General features: G+C 61.7%; 21 protein-coding genes. 12 read left to right on the top strand and 9 right to left on the bottom strand.

The window, feature by feature from the left end; all coding sequences use genetic code 11:
- Window position 1 precedes the first annotated feature (1 nt).
- Window positions 2-607 carry a protocatechuate 3,4-dioxygenase subunit alpha gene (gene pcaG, locus DM813_RS08050; protein WP_128322872.1) on the top strand — a complete coding sequence of 202 codons (606 nt, stop codon included), beginning with the start codon at window positions 2-4 and terminating at the stop codon, window positions 605-607.
- Between the two features lie 69 nt (window positions 608-676).
- Here pcaG and DM813_RS08045 read toward each other — a convergent pair whose 3' ends face one another.
- A complete protein-coding gene (locus DM813_RS08045; protein ID WP_128322871.1) occupies window positions 677-2,395 on the bottom strand; it encodes an FAD-dependent oxidoreductase in 1,719 nt (572 codons plus the stop codon).
- A gap of 177 nt (window positions 2,396-2,572) precedes the next feature.
- Here DM813_RS08045 and DM813_RS08040 point away from each other — a divergent pair, with 177 nt between their 5' ends.
- The 3 genes from DM813_RS08040 to DM813_RS08030 all read left to right on the top strand — a co-directional run bounded on the left by DM813_RS08040 (window position 2,573) and on the right by DM813_RS08030 (window position 5,165).
- On the top strand, window positions 2,573-3,349 hold the full coding sequence (locus DM813_RS08040) for an IclR family transcriptional regulator (protein ID WP_128322870.1): 777 nt from the start codon (window positions 2,573-2,575) through the stop codon (window positions 3,347-3,349).
- Window positions 3,350-3,454: 105 nt separating this feature from the next.
- Window positions 3,455-4,270, top strand: a complete 816-nt coding sequence (locus DM813_RS08035) for a sugar phosphate isomerase/epimerase family protein (RefSeq protein ID WP_128322869.1) — start codon at window positions 3,455-3,457, stop codon at window positions 4,268-4,270.
- A gap of 16 nt (window positions 4,271-4,286) precedes the next feature.
- Window positions 4,287-5,165, top strand: coding sequence for a DMT family transporter (locus DM813_RS08030; RefSeq protein ID WP_128322868.1), 879 nt, complete (start codon window positions 4,287-4,289; stop codon window positions 5,163-5,165).
- On the opposite strand, the gene DM813_RS08025 is transcribed toward DM813_RS08030, so the two are convergent.
- Window positions 5,162-6,502, bottom strand: a complete 1,341-nt coding sequence (locus tag DM813_RS08025; RefSeq protein WP_128322867.1) for an MFS transporter — start codon at window positions 6,500-6,502, stop codon at window positions 5,162-5,164. The genes DM813_RS08030 and DM813_RS08025 overlap by 4 nt on opposite strands.
- Window positions 6,503-6,802: 300 nt before the next feature.
- Here DM813_RS08025 and quiC point away from each other — a divergent pair, with 300 nt between their 5' ends.
- Together quiC and DM813_RS08015 are read left to right on the top strand one after the other, a co-directional pair.
- Complete coding sequence (gene quiC, locus DM813_RS08020; RefSeq protein ID WP_128322866.1) at window positions 6,803-8,710, top strand: 3-dehydroshikimate dehydratase QuiC; 1,908 nt, start codon at window positions 6,803-6,805, stop codon at window positions 8,708-8,710.
- A 77-nt stretch (window positions 8,711-8,787) separates the two neighbouring features.
- Window positions 8,788-9,456: a TetR/AcrR family transcriptional regulator gene (locus DM813_RS08015; RefSeq protein WP_128322865.1), complete on the top strand. Its 669-nt coding sequence runs from the start codon at window positions 8,788-8,790 to the stop codon at window positions 9,454-9,456.
- 57 nt (window positions 9,457-9,513) lie between these two features.
- On the opposite strand, the gene DM813_RS08010 is transcribed toward DM813_RS08015, so the two are convergent.
- Window positions 9,514-10,374: a shikimate dehydrogenase gene (locus DM813_RS08010; protein ID WP_128322864.1), complete on the bottom strand. Its 861-nt coding sequence runs from the start codon at window positions 10,372-10,374 to the stop codon at window positions 9,514-9,516.
- Between the two features lie 165 nt (window positions 10,375-10,539).
- On the opposite strand from DM813_RS08010, the gene DM813_RS08005 reads away from it, so the two are divergent.
- Window positions 10,540-11,706, top strand: coding sequence for an alkaline phosphatase family protein (locus DM813_RS08005; RefSeq protein ID WP_241653145.1), 1,167 nt, complete (start codon window positions 10,540-10,542; stop codon window positions 11,704-11,706).
- On the opposite strand, the gene DM813_RS08000 is transcribed toward DM813_RS08005, so the two are convergent.
- From DM813_RS08000 to DM813_RS07985, 4 genes are all read right to left on the bottom strand, one after another.
- Window positions 11,707-12,153 (bottom strand): cupin domain-containing protein, encoded by a 447-nt coding sequence (locus DM813_RS08000; protein WP_128322862.1) that lies wholly within the window; start codon window positions 12,151-12,153, stop codon window positions 11,707-11,709.
- Between the two features lie 100 nt (window positions 12,154-12,253).
- Entirely contained in the window at window positions 12,254-13,159 is a 906-nt protein-coding gene (locus DM813_RS07995) for a LysR family transcriptional regulator (RefSeq protein ID WP_128322861.1), read from the bottom strand.
- A 70-nt stretch (window positions 13,160-13,229) separates the two neighbouring features.
- On the bottom strand, window positions 13,230-14,315 hold the full coding sequence (gene trmA, locus DM813_RS07990; RefSeq protein WP_128322860.1) for a tRNA (uridine(54)-C5)-methyltransferase TrmA: 1,086 nt from the start codon (window positions 14,313-14,315) through the stop codon (window positions 13,230-13,232).
- Window positions 14,312-15,607: an NCS2 family permease gene (locus tag DM813_RS07985; RefSeq protein WP_128322859.1), complete on the bottom strand. Its 1,296-nt coding sequence runs from the start codon at window positions 15,605-15,607 to the stop codon at window positions 14,312-14,314. The genes trmA and DM813_RS07985 overlap by 4 nt, the downstream gene beginning before the upstream one ends.
- Before the next feature lie 228 nt (window positions 15,608-15,835).
- On the opposite strand from DM813_RS07985, the gene DM813_RS07980 reads away from it, so the two are divergent.
- Window positions 15,836-16,384, top strand: coding sequence for a DJ-1 family glyoxalase III (locus DM813_RS07980; protein ID WP_128322858.1), 549 nt, complete (start codon window positions 15,836-15,838; stop codon window positions 16,382-16,384).
- Window positions 16,385-16,389: 5 nt separating this feature from the next.
- On the opposite strand, the gene DM813_RS07975 is transcribed toward DM813_RS07980, so the two are convergent.
- Entirely contained in the window at window positions 16,390-17,616 is a 1,227-nt protein-coding gene (locus DM813_RS07975; protein ID WP_128322857.1) for an MFS transporter, read from the bottom strand.
- Between the two features lie 357 nt (window positions 17,617-17,973).
- Here DM813_RS07975 and DM813_RS07970 point away from each other — a divergent pair, with 357 nt between their 5' ends.
- Genes DM813_RS07970 through DM813_RS07960 form a run of 3 tightly spaced genes read left to right on the top strand, consistent with a single transcriptional unit; the run spans window position 17,974 to window position 20,592 of the window.
- Window positions 17,974-19,413 (top strand): cytochrome ubiquinol oxidase subunit I, encoded by a 1,440-nt coding sequence (locus DM813_RS07970; RefSeq protein ID WP_128322856.1) that lies wholly within the window; start codon window positions 17,974-17,976, stop codon window positions 19,411-19,413.
- A 3-nt stretch (window positions 19,414-19,416) separates the two neighbouring features.
- A complete protein-coding gene (gene cydB, locus DM813_RS07965) occupies window positions 19,417-20,424 on the top strand; it encodes a cytochrome d ubiquinol oxidase subunit II (RefSeq protein WP_128322855.1) in 1,008 nt (335 codons plus the stop codon).
- 12 nt (window positions 20,425-20,436) lie between these two features.
- On the top strand, window positions 20,437-20,592 hold the full coding sequence (locus tag DM813_RS07960) for a DUF2474 domain-containing protein (RefSeq protein ID WP_128322854.1): 156 nt from the start codon (window positions 20,437-20,439) through the stop codon (window positions 20,590-20,592).
- A gap of 95 nt (window positions 20,593-20,687) precedes the next feature.
- Here the strand turns inward: DM813_RS07960 and DM813_RS07955 are convergent, their stop codons facing one another.
- On the bottom strand, window positions 20,688-21,812 hold the full coding sequence (locus DM813_RS07955) for a methyltransferase (RefSeq protein WP_128322853.1): 1,125 nt from the start codon (window positions 21,810-21,812) through the stop codon (window positions 20,688-20,690).
- 210 nt (window positions 21,813-22,022) lie between these two features.
- Here DM813_RS07955 and DM813_RS07950 point away from each other — a divergent pair, with 210 nt between their 5' ends.
- Window positions 22,023-22,799, top strand: a complete 777-nt coding sequence (locus tag DM813_RS07950; protein ID WP_128322852.1) for a ferredoxin--NADP reductase — start codon at window positions 22,023-22,025, stop codon at window positions 22,797-22,799.
- The last annotated feature ends 39 nt before the right edge of the window (window positions 22,800-22,838 follow it).

Here is a 22,838-nt window from a genome sequence, read left to right as displayed (position 1 = left end):
CATGCCTATTCAATTGCTGCCGGAAACCCCTTCGCAGACGGCCGGCCCTTATGTGCACATCGGCCTGGCCCTTGAAGCGGCCGGCAACCCGGGGCGTGACCAGGAAATCTGGAACCGCATGGCCCGCAACGATGCGCCGGGTGAACATATCCTCGTGTTCGGCAACGTCTATGACGGCAACGGCCACCTTGTTCGCGACTCGTTCCTGGAGTTCTGGCAGGCGGATCACAATGGCCAGTACCAGAGTGACTTCGACCTGGAGCGGCCGTTCAACAGTTTTGGTCGCACAGCGACTACTTTCGATGCTGGCGAGTGGACCCTGCACACGGTCAAGCCGGGTGTAGTGCGCAATGCTGCAGGTGTGCCGATGGCGCCGCACATCAATGTCAGCCTGTTTGCGCGTGGCATCAATATCCACCTGCAGACGCGCCTGTATTTCGATGATGAAGCACAGGCCAACGCGCAGTGCCCGGTGCTCAACCTGATCGAGCAACCGCAGCGTCGCGAGACGCTGGTGGCGACCCGTTGCGAAGTGGACGGCCAGTTGGCGTATCGCTTCGACATCCGTATCCAGGGTGAAGGCGAGACGGTGTTCTTCGACTTCTGATCGCTGGCTGATCCGGTACAGGGCCGTTCCTGCTTCCACCGCGAGTGTGGAGGCAGGACGGCCCTGTATTCATTCGTAGTCTTTCACTTCGGCAATATGTCGCCCTGCGATGTAGCCGAAGGTTGCTGCCGGCCCCAGGTTGATGCCACCGGCCGGGTAATAGCCACCCATGATGCTGGCCATGTCCGTACCCACCGCATACAAACCGGCAATGGGCTGACGCTGGGTGTCGAGTACCTGGGCGTGTTCGTTGGTTCTGAGCCCGGCGAAGGTTCCAAAGCACCCTGGCTCGACTTTCACTGCGTAGAACGGACCTTGTTCGATCGGGGCCACGCAGGGATTGGGACCGTGCAAGGCGTCGCCCTGTTTACGGTTGTAGAGGGTTGAGCCGCGGCCAAACAGCGGGTCGTCGCCGTTGCGGGCATGGCGGTTGTATTCGGCGACGGTGTCGCTCAAACCCTGGGGGTCGATACCACAGGTGACGGCCAGCGCCTCGAGGGTGTCGGCAGTTTTCAGGTAGCCGCTGTTGATAAAGGGGCGCACCGGTAAGGGGAAGGGGCGTGACATGCCCAGGCCGTAGCGGCGCTGGAAGGCGTGGCTGCAGATCAACCAGGATTCGACCCGCTCACCGGGTGCCTTGGTGACCATGGCGCTGACATAGTCGTAGTAGCCGTCGGCTTCATTGACGAAGCGTTTGCCGTCGGCCAATACCCCGATGATGCCCGGCTTGCCGCGTTCAATGATGTGCGGGAAATGCCCGATCGTACCGTCCTTGTGCGCTACCCGTGAAACCGGGGCCCAAGCCACCGGGCTGTACAGATCGTCGGCCACCTGACCGCCGACGCTTTCACCCAGACGCAAACCATCACCGTTGGCGCCCAAGGGCGGCAATGCCAGGTGCTCGTGGCCAGTCGGGGTGCGCGGGAACAGCGCCTTGCGCCGTTCGATATCATTGGCAAAGCCGCCTGCGGCAAGCACTACCGCCTTGCGCGCATGAATGGTCAGCGGGCCGCGCGCCGTGTCGATCACCGCACCGGTGACGCGACCATCTTCCTTGATCAGCGAACGGGCTGGTGCCGACTCCCACAGCAACACCCCGAGGTCTTGCGCCGACTTGGCCAGGCGCGCCACCAGGGCGACACCGTTGACCAGTTGCAGGGCCCGACCGTGCAGGGCAAGGTCGAGCAGATGTCGGCTGAAACGCTTGCCCACATGCAGCAGCGAGCGCCATGAGCGCGTCAGGGTCAGAAAGGCGCCAAGGTCACTGCCGGCCATGATCGGCATACCGACAAATGAGGTTTCGCGCATGGTCTTGCGCAGGCGCTTGAGCAAATTGCCGACCTGACGGCCGTCGTAAGGTGCGGCGATCACCGAGCGCCCACCGGTGCCGGCGCCGGGGGTGTTGCCGTGGATATCGGCAATAGCGTTGCCGTCAGCAAACTGCAGCGCGGTATGACGCTCGAAAAACGACACCATGCGCGGCGCGGCGTCGAGAAAGGCATCGATCATCGTGGCGTCGAAGCGCTCACCCAGTTCGTGCTCAAGGTAAGTGCGCACCTGAGAGCGCTCCTCGCAGATGCCGGCGCGCTGTGCCAGCGGATTGCGCGGCACCCACATCCAGCCGCCGGACCATGCGGTAGCGCCACCGAAGACCGGGTCTTTTTCGACGACGATGACCTTCTGCCCGTGCCAGGCTGCGGTGACGGCTGCGGACAGGCCGGCAGCACCAGAACCGATCACCAGCACGTCGCAGTCGTGGCGGGAGGGTGGGGGGACAATCGCAGTCATGGGCAGCGTCTCCTGAAACAATGGATTTTGTTATATTATGGAACTTGATTCCATATTCTATGATTTCAGGCCATTCCCGGCCAAGCGCCCGGAAGACAAAGTGGGCGAAGATCGGACAGTGTTTTGCGCTTTGCCCAAGGCTCTTTAGAATCGGCAAAATTTTCAGGGACCGTGACCATGGCCGGCAGTCAGATTGAGCGTGCGTTCAGCCTTGTTGAACGCCTTACCAGCGAACCGCGCGGGCTGCCCTTGCAGACCCTGGCCGAGGAGCTGGATATTCCCAAGAGTGCGACGCATCGCATGCTCGCCGAGCTGATGCGCCTGGGCTATGTACGTCAGAACCCGGAGAGCAGCCGTTACTACCTGAGCACCCGGCTGGTGGCCATGGGCTTTCGCTACCTCTCCACCAGTGGTGCCGACGTGGTTCAGCCGATACTCGACCAACTGGCCGTGCAAAGCGGCGAACTGGTGCGTCTCGGGGTGATTGAAGACGACCGCCTGACCTGGATTGCCAAAGCCCAGGGCGCGCGTTCCGGCCTGCGCTACGACCCGGACATGGGCCGCGAGGCGCCGCTGTTCTACACCGCTTCCGGGCATGCCTGGCTGTCGAGCCTCAGCGATGCCCAAGCCTTGTTGCTGGTCGAGCGCCAGGGCATTGCCCGGCGTGAAGATTTCGGGCCCAACGCCCCGGCGTCCAATGCCGAACTGCTCGAGCGCCTGCGCATGGCGCGCGAGCTTGGCTATGCCTGGGTGGTGGAAAGCTCGGCAGTCGGTACCTCGGCGCTGGCAGCAGTGGTGCGTCATCCGGTGGATGGGCATGCGGTAGGCGTGCTCAGTGTGGCGGGGCCAAGCGCGCGAATCGATGAGGCGCGCATGCATGAGCTGGCGCCGATGCTGCTGGCTGCCACGGCAGAGCTGTCGGCCGCGAGCCCGGCGTCAGAGTTGTTCGTTTAACCCCTGCTCCCTGAAGCAGTCCTCCCGGGCTGCTACTTTTTTACTTGATTTGAAAATGGAACTAAGTTCTAAATAAAGCGAATTCATTCCACCGAGATAACAACAATGACTCAACGCGTGATGTCCCTGGCTGCCCTGACAGTGCTTGAGCTGTCGCCCGAGGACATGGTTGAAGTGGCCGCGCGGGCCGGCTACAGCCACGTAGGCTTGCGTCTGGAACCGGCGACCGCCGAGGAGCATCACTTTCCTCTGGTGGCGGATGGCGGATTACGCCGGCGTACTGCTGCGCGTTTACGTGATACCGGGATACGGGTGCTGGACGTGGAGATACTGCGGCTCAAACCGGATACTCGCGTCGCTGACTTCGAGGCGCTGCTGGCGGTTGGCGCCGACTTCGGTGCGAGCGAACTGTTGGTGGCCGGAAACGACCCCGACGAACAACGCATGACGGACAACTTTGCTGCCTTGTGTGATCTGGCCGGGCGCTATGGTTTGCACCCGCACCTGGAGTTCATGCCCTGGACCGATGCACGCAACCTGACCCAGGCGCTGCGAGTCGTCGAACAGGCTGGGTGTGACAACGGCTGCGTACTGGTGGATGCCTTCCATTTCGACCGCTCGGCGTCGTCGCTGGATGACTTGCGCCAGGTGACGCCAAAACGTCTGCGATATGCTCAACTGTGCGATGTGGCGGGCCCGCGTCCTGATGACATGGCAGAGATCTTGCGTCAGGCGCGTAACGAACGGCGCTTCCCCGGCGAGGGCGATTGCGATCTGGCGGGCTTGTTGAGCAGCTTGCCAGCCGGAATTGCGTTGAGCCTGGAGATACCGACCCGGCAGTTGTACGAACAGGGCGTCAGCGCCCTGCAGCGGGCACAGATGGCCCTGGACAAGACCCGCACGCTGCTGGCGCAGCATTAACCTACGAGCTCATTCCATGCCCCGTCCCACCGCGCTTACCGATCCCAGCCAGCCACTGCGGGGCATTCTTCTGGTGGTGCTGGCGACCTTCCTGTTTGCCAGTCACGACGCCTTGTCCAAGTACCTGGCCGGGTTTTATCCGATTCTCTGGGTGGTCTGGGCCCGCTACCTGGTGCATACCCTGTTGATGATGGCGATCTTCCTGCCGCAGTCCGGTTTGCGCGTTTTGCGCACCCGGCGGCCGGGCCTGCAGACTTTGCGTGCGTTGTGCCTGCTGGGCACCAGCCTGTTGTTCACCACGGCCCTGCAGTACATCCCCCTGGCCGAAGCCACGGCGGTCAACTTCCTTGCGCCTTTGCTGGTCACGGCCCTGTCGTTGCCGCTGCTGGGCGAACGGGTGACCCGCGGGCAGTGGGTGGCGGTGCTGGTGAGCTTTGTCGGGGTGACGGTGATCATTCACCCTGGCGGAGCGCTGTTCACGCCCGCGGTGCTGCTGCCCTTTGGCTCGGCGATGTGCTTTTGCTTCTACCAATTGCTGACACGCATGCTCAGCGCAACCGACAGCCCCACCACCAGCAACTTCTTTACCGGCCTGCTCAATACGCTGGTGATGAGCGCCATCGTGCCGATGTTTTGGCAAACACCGAGTCTGCTCCATGGGATCATGGCGCTGGCGCTGGGCACTTGCGGGATGACCGCGCACCTGTTTCTGACCCAGGCCTTCCGGCATGCGCCGCCGGCCATGCTGGCGCCGTTCAGTTACTGCCAGATCGTGTTCGCCGGGATTCTTGGCCTGGTGCTGTTCGGACACAGCCCGGACATGGCCGGGCTGGTGGGTATTGCCTTGATCTGCCTGAGCGGGCTGGGCGCTGCCTGGTTGCAGCGCAAGCCTTAGGCCTCGACTTTCGGCACTTTGCGCGGCGCCATCAGGTACATCCAGGTCAGGGCGATGAAGTACATGGCCGGGATGATGGTGAACAGCACGGTGTAGTTGTTGTTGGTCGTAGTCAGGATGTAGCCGACGATCTGGGTCATGAACATCCCGCCGATGGCGGCGCACATGCCGCCAAAACCGAACACGGTGCTCATCATGTGCTTGGGCGTGTAGTCCATCACCAGGCTCCAGATGTTGGCGGTCCAGGCCTGATGCGCGGCGATTGCCAGGGAAATGGCCAGCACCGCGACCCACAGGCTGCTGGCGCCCGCGGCGAAGATCACGCTGATGATGGTCAGTGCAAACAGCAGCATCGACAACAGGCGCGCCTTGACCGGTGCCATGCCACGGCCGATCAGGAACGACGAGAGGATACCGCCGCCTATGCTGCCGAAGTCGGCGCTGATGTAGATGACGATCAGTGGAATACCCATCTGGGTCACGCTGATGCCGAGGTTGTACTGCTGGTTGAGAAACGGCGGCAGCCAGTACAGGTAGAACCAGAACACCGGCGCAGTCATCGAGTAGGCCAGGGCAAACGCCCAGGTGCCACGCATGCGCAGGATGCGTGAGAACGGCACGCGCGCCTGGTCGGGCTCTGGCTCACTCTGAACGTAGGCCAGTTCGGCCTTGCTGACGGTGGGGTGGTCTTCCGGGTTGAAGTACTTCAGGCCCCAGAAGGTCACCCACACCAGGCCCAGTGCGGCCATGCCCATGAACGCAGCCTGCCAGCCCCAGACGGTCAGGATCAGCGGCAGCAGCATGGGGGTGAACATCGCGCCTACGTTGGTACCGGCGTTGAAAATGCCGGTGGCCACCGCCCGTTCGCCGGCCGGGAACCACAGGCGCGTGGTCTTGACGCAGGCCGGGTAGTTGGCCGCTTCGGTCAGGCCCAAAATGAACCGGCAGACCATAAAGCCCACCGCCGAGGTCGCCAGGCCGTGGGCACCGGTGGCCAGGCTCCAGAGCAGTACGGCAAAGAAGAACACGCGTTTGACGCCGATCCGGTCGATCAGGCGGCCTTGCAGCACGAAGCCGATGGCATAACCGACCTGAAACCAGAAGTTGATGTTGGCGTAATCCATCGCCGTCCAGCTCATTTCCTTGGCCAGGATTGGCTGCATGACGCCCAGTGCGGCGCGATCGATGTAGTTCAGGGTAGTGGCGAAGAACACCAGGGCGAGCATCGCCCAGCGGGTCTTGCCGACTGCCATGGCGCCACGGATCTTGTCGCCGATGCCGGCGTGCGGGGTGCTGGCCAGCGGCTGGGCCATGCGGGTGCTGTGCGAATGGATCATGGGAGGGTTACCCGTATTTTTATGTTTATGGGTCAAGCCTGGACTACGCAACACTAAGGACGTCGGAATGCTCGCCGTCGTTATCAATGACAGGTGCCGATGAACTTTTGGTCCTTCAGCAACACTGCCCCGTGTCGAAATGGTGCGCCTGTGGTCAAAAAAGGGTCAATTCGTAGAACGCTATTATGGGCGATAATCGAACACAAAACTAACTGGTTAGTACCTTTTTGATTGAGCAAAAAATGTTCGCCGCCAATAATTGCAGCATCCGGGTTTTGCCTACCCCACGGAGCCATAAAAATGCAGCGTTCGATTGCCACCGTATCCTTGAGCGGTACCTTGCCTGAAAAACTCGAAGCCATTGCCGCCGCAGGCTTTGACGGGGTCGAGATCTTCGAGAACGACTTGCTCTACTACGCCGGCAGCCCACGCGAAATTCGTCAGCGCTGTGCCGACCTGGGGCTGGCAATCACCCTGTTTCAGCCGTTCCGTGACTTCGAAGGCTGCCGCCGTGACCGCCTGGCGCGCAACCTTGATCGGGCCGAGCGCAAGTTCGACCTGATGCAGGAACTGGGCACCGATCTGGTGCTGGTGTGCAGCAACGTCGCAGCCGACTCACTGGGCGAACGCCAGGTGCTGGTCGATGATCTGCGCCTGCTGGCCGAGCGTGCCGGCGCCCGCGATCTGCGTATCGGCTACGAGGCATTGGCCTGGGGACGTCATGTGAACACCTGGGAGCAGGTGTGGGACATCGTTCAGGCCGCTGATCATCCAAGCCTGGGGATGATTCTCGACAGTTTCCATACCTTGTCGATCAAGGGCGATCCCCGGGCGATTGCGCAGATCCCCGGTGACAAGATCTTCTTCGTGCAAATGGCCGACGCGCCAATACTGGCAATGGATGTGCTGGAGTGGAGCCGGCATTTCCGCTGCTTCCCGGGGCAGGGTGAGTTCGACCTGGCGGGTTTCCTCGCGCCGATTCTGGCCACGGGGTATCGTGGGCCCCTGTCGCTGGAAATCTTCAACGACGGCTTCCGTGCTGCGCCGCCACGGGCAAACGCTGCCGATGGCTTGCGTTCGTTGCTGTACCTGGAGGAGAAAACCCGTCAACGCCTTGAGCAACAGGCGCAAGCGCCGCAGGACGATCTGCTGTTTGCACCACCGGCTGCGAGTGCTTACGACGGCATCGAGTTTCTCGAGTTCGCCGTGGACGATGCGCTGGGCGCCAAGCTGGGCAACTGGCTCGAGCGACTCGGGTTTACCCGTGCCGGCGTGCACCGCTCGAAGAATGTCAGTTTGTTGCGCCAGGGCGATATCAACATCATCCTCAACGCCGAACCCTATTCGTTTGCCCACAACTTTTTCGAAAGCCACGGCCCGTCCTTGTGTGCCACCGCCATTCGGGTCAAGAACAGCGCCCAGGCCCTGGCGCGTGCGGTCGCCTTCCACGGCCAGCCTTACCGGGGCCTGGTCGGGCCCAATGAGCGGGAACTGGCGGCGGTGCGTGCACCCGATGGCAGCCTGATCTATCTGGTCGATCAGGACGCCCAGGGGCGTACCATCTACGACACCGACTTCAGCCAGTTGCAGCCTTCGGTCAACAGCCTGGGGCTCACGCGAATCGACCATATGGCCCTGGCGTTACCGGCCGATGGCCTGGACAGCTGGGCGCTGTTCTACAAGAGCCTGCTGGACTTCACCGCCGATGATGAAGTGGTATTGCCGGACCCTTATGGCCTGGTAAAAAGCCGGGCCTTGCGCAGTCGTTGCAGCTCGATTCGCCTGCCGTTGAACATCTCGGAAAACCGCAACACTGCCATTGCCCATGCGCTGTCGCACTATCGCGGTTCAGGTGTGCATCACATCGCCTTTGAATGCGATGACATCTTTGCTGCGGTCAAGCAGGCCAAAGAGGCAGGCGTGGCGTTGCTCGACATTCCGCTCAACTATTACGACGACCTCGCCGCACGCTTTGATTTCGACGACGAGTTTCTCAGCGAACTGGCTTACTACAACGTGCTGTATGACCGCGATGCCCAGGGCGGCGAGCTGTTCCACGTGTACACAGAACCGTTCGAGGAGCGCTTCTTCTTCGAGGTCCTGCAACGGCGCAATGGCTATAGCGGCTATGGCGCCGCCAATGTGGCGGTGCGCCTCGCGGCCATGGCCAAGGCGCGGTCCGGAGCACTGACCCAGGCCCGTTTATAAGGCACGAGTCGACAGGCTTTCTTCCTGTTCCCTCGGGGCTCATAATCACCGCGTTAACCGTTGGCCACGAGTCCCGTATGACAACTACACCAGCACCCTTCGTTGTCCCTGAACCGGCGCAGCGCAAGGGTCGCAAGAACAACCCGGAAAAGACCCGCGAGAGCATTCTGCAGGCGGCCATCACTGAGTTCGTCCAGCAGGGGCTGGCCGGTGCCCGGGTGGATGCGATCGCCGAGCGCACCCAGACCTCCAAGCGCATGATCTACTACTACTTCAACAGCAAGGAGCAGTTGTACGTCGAGGTGCTGGAAAAGCTCTACGGTGATATCCGCAACACCGAAAGCAATCTGCACCTGGCCGAGCTGGAACCGCGTATGGGTATCCGCCGGCTGGTGGAGTTCACTTTTGATCACCATGATCTGAATGTCGACTTCGTGCGTATCGTCTGCAACGAGAACATGCACCACGGCGAGTACGTGAAGCGCTCTTCGGCCATTCGCTCGATGAACAAGACCGTTCTCACCGCTCTGGATGAAATCCTGCGCCGAGGCGCTGCCGAAGGTGTGTTCCGCCAAGGCCTGGAAGCGCTGGATGTACACCTGCTGATCAGTTCGTTCTGCTTTTACCGGGTATCGAACCGGCACACCTTTGGCGAAATCTTCCAGGTTGATTTCGAAGAAGCGGCGATCAAGCAGCGTCACCGCGAGATGATCTGCGAGTCGGTGTTGAAGTTTTTGCAGGCATAAGCCGAATGGGCCGCGATGCGGCCCAGATTGGCCCCTGCGGTTGCAGGGGCAGTCTGTTCAGGCGCCGAGACTGTTGAAGTGCTGGAGCATGCGCCCCGCATCCGCCTGCACGCCACTGAACAGTTCAAACGCTTTCACTGCCTGAAACACGGCCATGTTCGACCCGTCCAGGGTACGGCAACCCAAGGCCCGGGCTTCCCTGAGCAGCTCGGTTTCCAGCGGGAAGTAGACAATTTCCGCTACCCACAACTCGGCCCGCAGCAACCCTTTGGGCACCGGCATGCCCGGCAGTTTGGCCATGCCCATGGGCGTGGTATTGACCAGGCCATCGGCTTCGCTCAGCGCACTGGCCAGGTCATGGCCGACGCGGGCAGGGCTGCCGCTGAAGTGCGCGTTGAGATTGTCCACCAGCGCTTGGGCACGCGCCGTTTCGACGTCGAATACCGCCAGCTGTTCGACACCTTCAGCCAGCAGGGCATGGGCTACCGCAGCGCCGGCACCGCCTGCGCCCATCTGTACCACCTGCCGGCGCGGAGCATCGCTCAGCCCGCGGCGAAAGCCCTCGGCAAAACCCAGGCAATCGGTGTTGTGGCCAATACGCTTGCCCTCCCTGAGTACCACCGTGTTGACCGCGCCGATGCCTCTGGCTTCGGGCGACAGATCGTCGAGCAGGGGCAAGATTGCCTGTTTGCACGGGAAGGTGATGTTCAGGCCGGTGTAGCCCATCGATTCCGCCGCAGTGAGCAATTGCTCGAGCGCACTGCTGTCGAGTTTGAGCTGGTCCAGATCGATCAGCCGGTATAGGTAGTTCAGACCTTGGGCGCGGCCTTCGCGCTCGTGCAGGGCCGGGGTACGCGAGGCCTGGATACCTGCGCCGATCAGGCCGGCGAGAATGCCGAAGGGAGGGGCTGAATGCATGGGAAACTCCGTTATTGTTCTTGGTAAGCGACTGATACTGAAAATGTACCGAATGGTTAATTTGGTCAATCACCGAATCCGGCATGCAGCGCTTTTCTGTGCGCTGATCGCACAGGCTGTGCTACACCTGTTGCTTTGCACCCGACCATGAATGGAGACATGGCCATGCCGTTGAGCGATCCGCAGTTGCAAAGGGAGACGTGGCCTGGCCTGGCCACGCTTACCCAGTCGACCCTCGCTGCCCTGGGGTGCCAGGGGTTTCGCAACAGTTTCAAGCTCGAGCGCACGCACGCGACTTGCCTGTTTTTGGTTGATGGCCTTGGCTGGAACCTGTTGAGCGCCCACGCTCGGCATGCTCCGTTCCTGGCTTCGTTGATGCAGCCCGACGGCTACTTTCGCTGCGGCTTTCCGGCCACCACGGCTACAAGCCTGACCTCGGTCACCACAGGGCTGGGCAGCGGCGCACATGGCATCGTCGGCTGCAGTTTTGCCCTCGATGAGCAGACCGAACTGTCACCGTTGTCCTGGACCACTGCCGCCTTTGACGCGCAAGCGCAGCCGAGCGCGCCACCTGCGCCCGCAGTATTTATCACCCCTCCCGATGCCTGGAGCCTTGCCAGTGCACAGGGCATTGCTATCAGCACAGTGATGCTCGGGCGGTATGCCAACTCAGCGTTCAGTCAGGCGATCTACAAGGCCGGGCAGATTCTCCCGGCCCCTGCCTATGACGCTTATCCGGGTCTGATCAATGCCGCGTTGACCACGGGCGAGCCTGCGTTCTGCTTTGCTTATTTTGGCGACCTGGATTTTGCCGGGCACCTGTTCGGCCCCGGCTCGCCCGAGTGGATCAAGCAGCTGGAAACGGCCGACCACCTGGCCCGGAGCATTGCCTACGCATTGCCTGAGCAGGTTCAACTGATGGTGATTGCCGATCATGGCATGCTCGCGCTGGACAACGAGCAGGTTCGTGATTTTGACCTTGAACCGGTATTGCAGGAGGGCGTTCGGGCCATTGCCGGTGATATCCGCGCCCGCTACCTGTACACCTGTGAGCACCAGCAAGACCGTGTGCACCAGCGTTGGCAAAATCACCTGGGGGAGGGTTACAGGGTCTGGAGCAAGGCCCAGGCGATTGCCAAGGGCCTGTTCGGTGACGTGATGTTGAGCCAAGCCGAAGCACACATTGGCGATCTGATCGTGGTGCCAACCGGTGCGGGCGGGATTATTCGCAGCGAGGCAGAGCCGCACGCCAGCCAGTGGCGCGGGCATCACGGTGCGTTGACGGATGACGACCAACAGGTACCGCTGCTGTTGTGTCGGGGGCGAGGCTGATCAGCCTTTTGTCGGTACCAGGTCGAACGCGTCGCTCTGGTACTGGAACAGCAGGCAATCGGCGGCCGCGGTGCAGCCGCTTTCATGCACCAGGTTGGCCGGCAGGTTGTAGTACGAGCCGGCCGGGTATTCGGTGCGGACCTTGTCGATAACGGCGTAGAAGGTGCCCTTCAGAACAACAGTCGGCAGGTTCTTGCTGTGCGTGTGCAGTCCATTGTCGGTGCCAGCCTTGAAGGTGACAAACGCCGAGTAGTTACCTTTGCCGAAGAGGTCGCCCTCGGTGTTGGCGTAGCTGACAGCGCCGTTGGTACCAGGCACATCCTGCCATTGCAGGGCGGACTTGGGGTACGAGACAAGGGCATCTGCAGCGGGCTTGCTCTGGGCCACAGCGCCAGCGGCAAAGGCGGCGAGAGCAAGGCTGGCCAGGGTGATGTTCAGGGTTTTCATTGTTAGAACCTTCGTTGGTTGAGTTGGGCGAAGGTTAATGGAACGGTTACTGCAGAAATACGCACAGAAAGGTCCATGACTTGTGCTATAGCAGCACAAATCACGCCGGCCAGCGCGGCAGGCGATAGTAGTCCTGTACATAATCCAGCAGCACACGGACTTTGGGCGCCAGGTAGCGACTTTGCGGGTAGAGCGCATACAGCGTGCGCGCCGGTTGCCGCCAGTCTGACAGCAGTTGCACCAGACGCTGATCCTGCAACGCATCGTGAACGATGAAGCGATCAAAGCTGGCAATACCCAGCCCGGCAATGGCCGCCGCGCGCAAGGCCATCGGCGAATTGGCGCTGACCCGCGTGGGCATCAGCACGTCGCGCTGGCTGCCCGAGGGCCCTGTCAGGCGCAGGCGTTGCGGCTGCGCAAGGCGGTTGTAACCGAGCAACGGGTGGTCGCCCAGATTGTCGGCGCTGATCTGCGACGGCAGGCGCTTGAGGTAAGAGGGAGCGGCGACCAGCACCACATCGCTTGGTGCCAGCGTACGTGCCACCAGGCTTGAGTCCGGCAGATGGTCGGTAACCCGCAGGCACAGGTCGATGCCCTCGTCGAGCATGTCGACGAAGCGGTCCGTGCAACTCAGTTCGATCTGCAACTGGGTAAAGCGCTCGACGAAGCCCGGTAGCCAATGCCCCAGCTCCAGTTCGCCAAACGCGCTGGACACGCTCAGGCGCAAGGTGCCGCACGGCTGCTGCTGGTGCTCGGAAAGCTCCAGTGTCATGGCATCCATCTGATCGAGGATTTCTACGCAGTGGCGGTAGAGGAGGGTCCCTGCCTCGGTCAGTTGCAGGCGGCGGGTAGTGCGGTTCAGCAACTGGCTGCCGAACTGGCGTTCGAGGTTCTTCACCTGGCGCGACAGCACCGTGTGGGATTGACCTGTGAGGTTTGCTGCAGCACTGAAGCTGCCCTGCTCGACGACCCGGCGGAAGGCCTGCATGGCGCTGAACTGGTCCATCGGGGCAGTGCTCCTTGAGGTTAACAGCATGTTGTGGGCGCCGGGGGAGCCGACGCCCGCAACACGTGAATCAACGCCGAACCAGCAACACCCCGCTTTCCATGTGATGGGTGTAGGGGAACTGGTCGAACAGCGCACAGCGTTCGATACGGTGCGTATCGTGCAACTGGGCGATGTTCGCTGCCAGAGTTTCCGGGTTGCAAGAGATGTACAGGATGTTGTCGAAGCGCCGGGTCAGCTCACAGGTGTCCGGGTCCATGCCGGCACGCGGCGGGTCGACGAAGACGCTGCCAAAGTCGTAGCTCTTCAGGTCGATGCCTTCCAGGCGACGGAATGGCCGCACTTCATTCAACGCCTCGGTCAATTCCTCGGCCGACAGGCGCACCAGGCGCACGTTGTCCACCGCGTTGTCGTCAAGGTTATGCAATGCGGCATTCACCGAGGTCTTGCTGATCTCGGTGGCCAGCACCTTGCGCACGCGGGTGGCCAGCGGCAGGGTGAAGTTACCGTTGCCGCAGTACAGCTCCAGCAAATCGTCCTGGCGCTCGCCCAGGGCTTCATAAGCCCAGTTGAGCATCTTCTGGTTTACCGCACCGTTAGGCTGGGTGAACGCGCCTTCTGGCTGGCGGTAGCGGAAGCTGCGCCCGGCGATCTGCAGCTCTTCAACCGCGTAGTCGCGACCGATCACCACGCGCTTGCCCTTGGAGCGCCCGATGATGCTCACGCCCAGGTCGCTGGCCAGCTGCTGTGCAGCTGCTTCCCAGTGCTCGTCCAGTGGACGGTGGTAGCACAGGGTGATCATTGCATCGCCCGCCAGGGTGGTGAGGAATTCCACCTGGAACAGCTTGAAGCTCAGCGCCGAACTGGCCATCCAGGCGGCCTTCAGGCGCGGCATCAATTCATTGATGCGCAGGCTGGCGATGGGGAAGTCTTCGATCAGGATCGGCGTGTGCTTTTCGCCCGGGGCGAACATCGCATAGAAGCGCTGTTCGTTCTCGCGCCACAGGCGGAACTCGGCGCGCAGGCGATAGTGTTCGCGCGGGGAGTCGAATACTGCCGGCTCCGGGGCGTCGAATGGTGCCAGCAGCTCACGCAGGCGGGCAGCCTTGGCGTCGAGCTGCTGGGTGTAGGTCGAAGGGTCTAAAACAGCACTCATGCGTTGAACCAGCCCAACTTGATAACGAACAGGATCGACAGGATGACCAGCGCCGGGTTCAGGTCACCACGACGGCCGGAGAGCAGTTTGATCGCTGTCCAGGAGATGAAACCGAACGCGATGCCGTTGGCGATCGAGTAGGTCAGTGGCATCGCCAGCGCGGTGATCACCACGGGAGCGGCTTCGGTGACGTCGTCCCAGTTTATTTCCGCCAGGCCCGAGGCCATCAGTACGGCGACGAACAGCAGCGCCGGGGCGGTCGCGAAAGCAGGAACGCTACCGGCCAGCGGGGCGAAGAACAGTGCCAGCAGGAACAGGATGGCGACCACGATGGCGGTCAGGCCGGTACGGCCGCCAGCGCTCACGCCCGCGGCCGATTCGATGTAGCTGGTGGTGGTCGAGGTACCCAGCAGGGAACCGGCCATGGCGGCGGTACTGTCGGCAATCAGCGCGCGGCCCATTTTCGGCATGTGGCCGTCCTTGCGCATCAGGCCGGCGCGCTTGGCAACGCCGATCAGGGTGCCGGAGTTGTCGAACAGGTCGACGAACAGAAAGGCGAAGATCACGCTGATCAGGCCCACATCCAGAGCGCCCTTGATGTCGAGCTGGAGGAACGTCGGCGCCAGCGATGGCGGCATCGAAACCACGCCGGCGAACGGCGTGAAGCCCAGCACGATGGAGGTCACGGTCACCGCCAGGATGCCGATCAGCACCGCGCCACGGACCTTCATGGCCTCCAGGGCGACGATCAGGAAGAAGCCCAGGGTGGCGAGGATCGGTGCCGGTTGCTTGAGATCGCCAAGGCCCACCAGGGTAGCCGGGTTATCGACGACGATACCGGCGTTGTGCAGGGCGATCAGCGCCAGGAACAGGCCGATACCCGCAGCAATGGCCGAGCGCAGTGGCAGCGGGATGCTGTTGACGATCCATTCACGGATACGAAAGATCGACAGCAGGAAGAACAGCACCGCCGAAATGAATACCGCACCCAGTGCCACCTGCCAGGTGTGGCCCATGTGCAGGACCACCGTGTAGGTGAAAAAGGCGTTCAGGCCCATGCCCGGCGCCAGGGCGATCGGGTAGTTGGCGATCAGGCCCATGGTCGTCGAGCCGATCGCTGCTGCCAGGCAGGTGGCGACAAACAGTGCGCCTTTGTCCATGCCGGTTTCGCCGAGGATGCTCGGGTTGACGAACAGGATGTAGGCCATGGCCAGGAAGGTAGTGACGCCCGCAAGAATCTCGGTGCGCACGTTGGTGTTGTGTGCCTTTAGTTGAAACAGCCTTTCCAGCATGCCTGCTCCCCGTGGCGCGCCCCGGCGCCGTGAATGTATCGACCCCATCAGCAAAGCACAGACCCTCGCGTGGGGTATGTGGAATTTGCCTGGGTCGGAAAAAAGCCGCGCATCATACCAGCATGCTCGCCTGGCGGTAATTAATGTCGCGATACACAGCAGATGTACGCAGTTTCAGGGTGTTTTTCCGATCAACTACGCTTGAAAGACAGACACAGGAGAACGCCCATGAGCCACAGAGCATTGATCGTAATAGCCGAAGGCGTCGATGACTTGCAATGCGTGACCTTGATCGATGTGTTGCGCCGCGCCGAGGCGGAGGTAGTGGTGGCCAGTATCGAAGGGCGGCGGATGCTCACCTGTGCCCGTGGCACGCGCGTGACGGCCGACGGCATGCTGGTGGACCTGCTTGCCCAGCCGTTCGACCTGATGGTGTTGCCTGGCGGTGAGAAAGCTGCGCAGCACATGGCGGCGCACCAACCGCTGCATCAGCGGGTAGTGGATCAGGCCAAGGCCGGTAATTTTTTTGCCGCGATTGCCGAAGGCCCCTTGGTGTTGCAGGCGTTCGGTGTGTTACGTCAACGACGTATGACCTGTCATCCGGATGTCAGCCAGCGGTTGTCCGGTTGCAGTTTCGTCGATCAGCCGGTGGTGGTGGACGGTAATTGCATCACCGCCCAGGGTTCGGCAGCGGCGCTGGCGTTTGCCCTGACACTGGTCGAGCAGGTGGCGGGCAGGACGGTGCACAAGCGGGTGGCGGCTCAGCTAGGTGTGTGACGTACCTATCGGGCCCGGGTGTGCATATGATCGCGCCCGGCCAGCGTCGGGAACAGCTTGATCCACACCCCGGTCACCAGCAGCGTTCCAACCCCACCCAGCACCACCGCTGGCGCCGTGCCGAACCAGTGCGCGGTCAGCCCCGACTCGAACTCACCGAGCTGGTTCGACGCGCCGATGAACAGTCCGTTAACCGCGCTGACCCGACCGCGCATCTCATCCGGCGTTTCCAGTTGCACAAAGGCACCGCGAATCACCATGCTGATCATGTCGGCAGCACCCAGCACCGCGAGGACGGCCAGGGAAAACCAGAACGAGGTCGACAGGCCAAAGGCAATGGTCGCCACTCCGAAGATTCCCACGGCGGTGAACATCACCCGGCCGACGTTACGCTCCACCGGGAAGCGCGCCAGCCACAGTGACATCAGCAAGGCACCTACAGCCGGAGCCGAACGCAGCAGCCCGAGGCCCCAGGGGCCGGTCAGCAGGATGTCTTTGGCGAAGACCGGCAACAGCGCCGTGGCGCCGCCCAGCAGCACGGCAAACAGGTCCAGGGAAATGGCCCCGAGAATGTCCGGGCGACTGCGGATAAAGCGGATGCCGGCCAGCAGCGAGTCCAGGCTTGCGCGGCCTTGCTGCGGGCGTTGAGGGCGGACCTTGAGGCTCAAGGTCAACAGGCAGGCCGTCACATACAGCAGCACGGTAGGGCCGTACACCCAGGTGCTGCCAAAGGCATACAGAAACCCGCCCACTGCCGGCGCGACAATGGTCGCTGATTGCATGGCCGACGCCGAGGCGGCCACGGCACGCGGAAACAATGCGCTGGGGACTACGTTCGGCAACAGTGCCTGGGTAGCCGGCATTTCAAAGGAGCGGGTGCTGCCCAGCAGGAAGGCGAGAATGAAGATCAGCTCGCGGCTGACGTTGTCGGTGCTGCTGCCAATCACCAGCGCCAGGGCAATCAGGGCCTGCGCACTTTGGCACAGCGCGGCCACGCGCCGCCGGTCGTAACGGTCGGCGACGTGTCCGGTGTGCAGCATGAACAGCACACGCGGGGCGAATTCCACCAGGCCCACCAGGCCCAGGTCCAGCACGTTGCCGGTCAACTGGTAGAGGTGCCAGCCGATGGCCACGGTGAGCATCTGAAAACCGCTGGCGGTACACACCCGCGCCAACCAGAACGCAAGGAAGGGACGGTGCTGGCGCAACAACAGCGGCGGCTGGTCTGACATCGGCGAAACAGAGCCTCGGCGAGGGGAACGGCTGCGCAGATTATCACTAGTTTGTAACAAGTGGTTGCGAGGAATTTGCCGGAATTGCGCTTTGTGCACTGTTTTGGGGCGCACAAAAAGAGTGACAACTGATCTGCGGCAATGAACCACACAACTGCGCGGATGGTTCAGGACTATCCTTTCTGGCAACCGTTGATCCAGATCAATAGTTTCATCTGCAACGGTTGGCCATACGGTCGAATTCCCTGCGTTGTGATGTTTTTAGAACAATTCCAACTCGCCGCACTCAACTACCGTGGGGGCAGTTGGCGCCAAGGCGTAACGCCTGACGCCGGATTACCTGACAGAGGAAGCACTATGTTCGGATTAGAGGCTCTAGATCTCGCCCGAATTCAGTTCGCGTTTACCGTGTCCTTTCACATCCTGTTTCCGGCCATCACCATTGGCCTGGCGAGTTACCTGGCGGTACTCGAAGGCATGTGGCTCAAAACCAACAACAGTGTCTACCGCGACCTTTACCATTTCTGGTCGAAAATCTTTGCCGTGAATTTCGGTATGGGGGTAGTGTCCGGCCTGGTCATGGCCTATCAATTTGGCACCAACTGGAGCAAGTTCTCCGACTTTGCCGGCTCCATCACCGGACCGTTGCTGACCTATGAAGTGCTCACCGCCTTCTTCCTCGAGGCCGGCTTCCTGGGTGTCATGCTCTTTGGCTGGAACCGTGTCGGACGAGGCCTGCACTTCTTCGCAACCGTCATGGTGGCGATCGGCACCATCATTTCCACCTTCTGGATTCTCGCGTCCAACAGCTGGATGCAAACCCCGCAGGGTTACGAAATCGTCAATGGCGTGGTCGTCCCGGTGGACTGGTTCGCGGTGATCTTCAACCCGTCGTTCCCGTACCGGCTGCTGCACATGGCCACCGCGGCCTTCGTTGCCACCGCATTCTTTGTCGGCGCTTCGGCGGCCTGGCACTTGCTGCGCGGGCGTGACAACCCGGCAATCCGCAAGATGCTCTCGATGGCGATGTGGATGGCCCTGATCGTTGCGCCGATTCAGGCCGTGATCGGTGACTTCCATGGCTTGAACACCCTCAAGCACCAGCCGGTGAAAATCGCCGCCATTGAAGGTCACTGGGAAAATGTCGGCGACGAGCCGACCCCGCTGATTCTCTTCGGCATTCCTGACATGGAGGCCGAGACCACCCGCTACAAACTGGAAATCCCGGCCCTGGGCAGCCTGATCCTGACCCACAGCCTGGACAAGCAAGTACCGGCGATGAAGGAGTTCCCGAAGGAAGACCGGCCTAACTCCACGGTGGTGTTCTGGTCGTTCCGGATCATGGTCGGCCTGGGCATGCTGATGATCTTTGTCGGCCTGTGGAGCCTGTGGCTGCGCAAGCGTGACAGGATTTACAGTTCGCGGCCGTTCCTCTACCTGACCCTGTGGATGGGCCCGTCTGGCCTGATCGCAATCCTGGCCGGCTGGTTCACTACCGAGATCGGCCGTCAGCCCTGGGTCGTCTATGGCCTGATGCGCACTGCCGATGGGGTTTCCAACCATAGCTATACCCAGCTGGGCGTCACGCTGGTGATGTTCGTGGTGGTTTATTTCGCCCTGTTCGGTGCGGGCCTGGGCTACATGATGCGACTGGTGCGCAAGGGGCCGAAAACCGGCGAAGGTGAGGAAACCATCACCGGCGGGCCGGGCCAGCACCGTACGCCAGCACGGCCGCTTTCTGCTGCCGATGATGATCACGACGATGGTCAGCACACCAGCCTGAGCAAGGGGAACTGAGTCATGGGTATTGATCTTCCACTGATCTGGGCCGTGATCATTATCTTCGGCATCATGATGTACGTGGTCATGGATGGTTTCGACCTGGGGATCGGCATTCTCTTCCCCTTCGTCAAAGGCGAGCAGGACCGTGACGTGATGATGAACACCGTCGCGCCGGTCTGGGACGGTAACGAAACCTGGCTGGTACTGGGGGGCGCAGCGCTGTTCGGCGCCTTCCCGCTGGCCTACGCCGTGGTGCTGTCGGCACTTTACCTGCCGTTGATGCTGATGCTGGTCGGCTTGATCTTCCGCGGTGTGGCGTTCGAGTTCCGCTTCAAGGCCACCGCCGAAAAACGTCACCTCTGGGACAAGGCGTTTATCGGTGGCTCGCTGGCGGCGACCTTCTTCCAGGGCGTGGCCCTGGGTGCCTTCATCGAAGGCTTCAAGGTAGTCGACCGCAGCTTTGTCGGCGGCTCCCTCGACTGGCTGACCCCGTTCAGCCTGTTCTGTGGCCTGGGGCTGATCGTTGCCTATGCCTTGCTCGGCTGCACCTGGCTGATCATGAAAACCGAAGGCAAGCTACAGTTGCAGATGCATGACCTGGCCCGGCCATTGGCCCTGGTGTTGCTGGCAGTGACGGGTATCGTCAGTATCTGGACGCCGCTGGCTCATCCGGAAATCGCCTCGCGCTGGTTCACCCTGCCGAACCTGTTCTGGTTCCTGCCGGTGCCGATCCTGGTGCTGGTGACCCTGTACGGTTTGCTCAAGGCCGTGGCACGCAACGCGCACTACACCCCGTTCCTGCTGACCCTGGCATTGATCTTCCTGGGCTACAGCGGTCTGGGCATCAGCTTGTGGCCGAACATCATCCCGCCATCGATCTCGATCTGGGAGGCGGCTGCGCCACCGCAGAGCCAGGGCTTCATGCTGGTGGGGGCGCTGTTCATCATCCCGTTCATCCTGGGTTACACCTTCTGGAGCTACTACGTGTTCCGCGGCAAGGTGACCCACGAGGATGGCTACCACTAGGAGGGCCCACGCATGACTGGCAAACACGCCTTCGATGAAGAGAAAAAGCCGCTCTGGCAACGGCTGGGATGGCTGGCCATAATCTGGGCCGGCAGCGTGACAGCGCTGGGAATCGTGGCCTGGCTGATGCGCATGTTCATGGCAGCGGCAGGTTTGAGTACCCACTAACAGCGTATTTTCCATCTCGCCTTACGGCGACTTTCAGCCCTTCACAGCATGCGCTGCGAAGGGCTTTTTTTGGGGTTACGGCAGCAGCCTGGTGATTACTTGCGTGCCTTGAGCACCACGAACTTTGGCGTAGCCGCGACTTGCTCGACGCCGCGGAACAAACGCGCCAGTTTGCTGTGGTAACCCAGGTGACGGTTGCCCACGATGTACAGCGCGCCGCCAACCACCAGGGCTTCACGGGCCTGCTGGAACATGCGCCAGGCAAGGAAGTCACCGACTACCTGCTGCTGGTGGAAGGGCGGGTTGCACAGCACAACGTCCAGCGACTGGGCGGACTGAGCGGCCAGGCCATCGTCGGCGCGTACGCTCACTTCCCGGTCGCCCAGCGCGGCGCGCCAGTTCTCCAGTGCCGACTGGGTCGCCATGTAGGATTCATCGACCAGGGTGTACTGCGCCTGTGGGTTGTTCAGGGCGCTGGCAATGGCAAGCACGCCGTTGCCACAACCCAGGTCGGCAACCCGGGCGTTGCCAAGATTGTCGGGCAGGTGCGGGAGGAAGGCGCGGGTACCGATGTCCAGGCCTTCGCGGCAAAACACGTTGGCGTGGTTGAGCAGTTCCAGGCGAGGCGTGTCGAGGGTGTAGCGGGTGGGATAGGGCGAGACGAACGGCCCTTTGTCCTGCGCCGTGGCGATCAGCAGGCGGGCCTTTTTCTTCGCCAGCGATGCCTGTACCGGGCCGATGTACTTTTCCAGCAGGTCACCGGCAGCACGTGGCAGGTGCTTGATCATCGCGCCGGCGACCACCTGGGTGCCGGGTGCCAGGTGGGACTGCAGGCGAATCAGTTGTTCTTCCAGCAATGCCAGGGTTTTGGGGACTCGCAGCAGCACGCAGTCGAAAGGCCCCTGCCAGTGAGCGCTGGCAGGAATGAACGGCACGCTGTCGAATAGCTGGCCATTGCGCACCAGGTTCTTTTCCAGGGCCAGTCGCGCCAGATGCGAGTCACCGCTGCTGATAACGGTCATGTGGCGGCTCAGACTGATGCCCAGTGCGCCGAAACTGTCGTTCAGCACCAGCACGCGCGTGGCGGCACTGGGCGCCTGTTCAGCCAGGTGTTCCAACAGGTACTCATCGGCCGCATCGAAGGCTTGCAAGGGGTCGTTGGCTTGCTCTGGCTGGCGGAGCAGGTCGAGTTCGGCGAAGGGGCTGGTCAACAAGGGCATGGCTTAAGGCTCTGAGGCAGGGGCACGCGGCACAGTCGGCGGCGATTTACAGAGCGGTGATTCTACAGGGCTTGGCCGGCAAGGGGGTACTCGAGAAGGCCGTTCATGTCCGCAGTGATTTTCAGCCCTTGCAGATGCCACTACATTCCAGCGGTGTTTATCTGCGCGCGTTTGCGCGACACTGGGCGTATCTGTTTTTTGGAGCAAGTCATGACTGCCAGCGCTGAAAAGTTCACTCGCCAGACGTTGCTTGACGTCGAGCCGCTGACCCCCAGCCTGTTCAGCCTGCGTACCACGCGTGATCCAGGGTTTCGTTTCCGTTCCGGGCAGTTTGCCCGTCTCGGTGTGACCAAGGCTGACGGGAGTGTGGTCTGGCGTGCCTACTCCATGGTCAGCGCTCCCCATGATGAGCACCTGGATTTCTTTTCCATCGTGGTGCCGGGTGGTGAGTTCACCAGTGAACTGAGCCGCCTGAAAACGGGCGACAGTTTGCTGATTGATCGCCAGTCATTTGGCTTTCTGACTTTGGATCGCTTTGCTGATGGCCGTGATCTGTGGTTGCTGGCCACCGGTACTGGCATTGCGCCGTTCGTCTCGATCCTGCAGGACTTCGAGGCCTGGGAGCGCTTTGATTCGATCAAGCTGGTGTACTCGGTGCGTGAAGCTAAAGAGCTGGCCTACCTGGATCTGATTGCCGGCCTTGAGCAGCGCGACTACCTGGCCGAGCATGCCGGCAAACTGCAGTTCATTCCGGTGGTCACCCGGGAGCAACACCCGGGGGCGCTGAATGATCGCATTACCACGCTGATCGAGAATGGCGAACTGGAACGCGCCGCTGGGCTGGCGCTGACGCCGGAGTCTTCGCGGGTAATGCTGTGCGGCAATCCGCAGATGATCGATGACACGCGCCAGGTGCTCAAACAGCGCGGCCTGAACCTGAGCCTGAGCCGGCGGCCGGGGCAGGTCGCAGTGGAAAACTACTGGTAGTTCAGGCACGCAAAAACGGCGCCTTGGGGCGCCGTTTTT

The sequence above is a fragment of the Pseudomonas alkylphenolica genome (assembly GCF_004025535.1).
Taxonomy (GTDB): Bacteria; Pseudomonadota; Gammaproteobacteria; order Pseudomonadales; family Pseudomonadaceae; genus Aquipseudomonas; species Aquipseudomonas alkylphenolica_A.
This window is presented reverse-complemented; position numbering and strand designations above follow the sequence as displayed.

Coding starts and splice junctions, on each gene's coding strand:
- DM813_RS07970 (WP_128322856.1), top strand. CDS start 17,974: ATGTTCGGATTAGAGGCTCTAGATCTCGCCCGAATTCAGTTCGCGTTT.
- DM813_RS07980 (WP_128322858.1), top strand. CDS start 15,836: ATGAGCCACAGAGCATTGATCGTAATAGCCGAAGGCGTCGATGACTTG.
- pcaG (WP_128322872.1), top strand. CDS start 2: ATGCCTATTCAATTGCTGCCGGAAACCCCTTCGCAGACGGCCGGCCCT.
- DM813_RS07950 (WP_128322852.1), top strand. CDS start 22,023: ATGACTGCCAGCGCTGAAAAGTTCACTCGCCAGACGTTGCTTGACGTC.
- DM813_RS08015 (WP_128322865.1), top strand. CDS start 8,788: ATGACAACTACACCAGCACCCTTCGTTGTCCCTGAACCGGCGCAGCGC.
- DM813_RS08045 (WP_128322871.1), bottom strand. CDS start 2,395: ATGACTGCGATTGTCCCCCCACCCTCCCGCCACGACTGCGACGTGCTG.
- DM813_RS08000 (WP_128322862.1), bottom strand. CDS start 12,153: ATGAAAACCCTGAACATCACCCTGGCCAGCCTTGCTCTCGCCGCCTTT.
- DM813_RS08040 (WP_128322870.1), top strand. CDS start 2,573: ATGGCCGGCAGTCAGATTGAGCGTGCGTTCAGCCTTGTTGAACGCCTT.
- DM813_RS08035 (WP_128322869.1), top strand. CDS start 3,455: ATGACTCAACGCGTGATGTCCCTGGCTGCCCTGACAGTGCTTGAGCTG.
- DM813_RS07975 (WP_128322857.1), bottom strand. CDS start 17,616: ATGTCAGACCAGCCGCCGCTGTTGTTGCGCCAGCACCGTCCCTTCCTT.
- DM813_RS08005 (WP_241653145.1), top strand. CDS start 10,540: ATGCCGTTGAGCGATCCGCAGTTGCAAAGGGAGACGTGGCCTGGCCTG.
- DM813_RS07985 (WP_128322859.1), bottom strand. CDS start 15,607: ATGCTGGAAAGGCTGTTTCAACTAAAGGCACACAACACCAACGTGCGC.
- DM813_RS07995 (WP_128322861.1), bottom strand. CDS start 13,159: ATGGACCAGTTCAGCGCCATGCAGGCCTTCCGCCGGGTCGTCGAGCAG.
- DM813_RS07960 (WP_128322854.1), top strand. CDS start 20,437: ATGACTGGCAAACACGCCTTCGATGAAGAGAAAAAGCCGCTCTGGCAA.
- cydB (WP_128322855.1), top strand. CDS start 19,417: ATGGGTATTGATCTTCCACTGATCTGGGCCGTGATCATTATCTTCGGC.
- DM813_RS07955 (WP_128322853.1), bottom strand. CDS start 21,812: ATGCCCTTGTTGACCAGCCCCTTCGCCGAACTCGACCTGCTCCGCCAG.
- DM813_RS08010 (WP_128322864.1), bottom strand. CDS start 10,374: ATGCATTCAGCCCCTCCCTTCGGCATTCTCGCCGGCCTGATCGGCGCA.
- DM813_RS08030 (WP_128322868.1), top strand. CDS start 4,287: ATGCCCCGTCCCACCGCGCTTACCGATCCCAGCCAGCCACTGCGGGGC.
- DM813_RS08025 (WP_128322867.1), bottom strand. CDS start 6,502: ATGATCCATTCGCACAGCACCCGCATGGCCCAGCCGCTGGCCAGCACC.
- quiC (WP_128322866.1), top strand. CDS start 6,803: ATGCAGCGTTCGATTGCCACCGTATCCTTGAGCGGTACCTTGCCTGAA.
- trmA (WP_128322860.1), bottom strand. CDS start 14,315: ATGAGTGCTGTTTTAGACCCTTCGACCTACACCCAGCAGCTCGACGCC.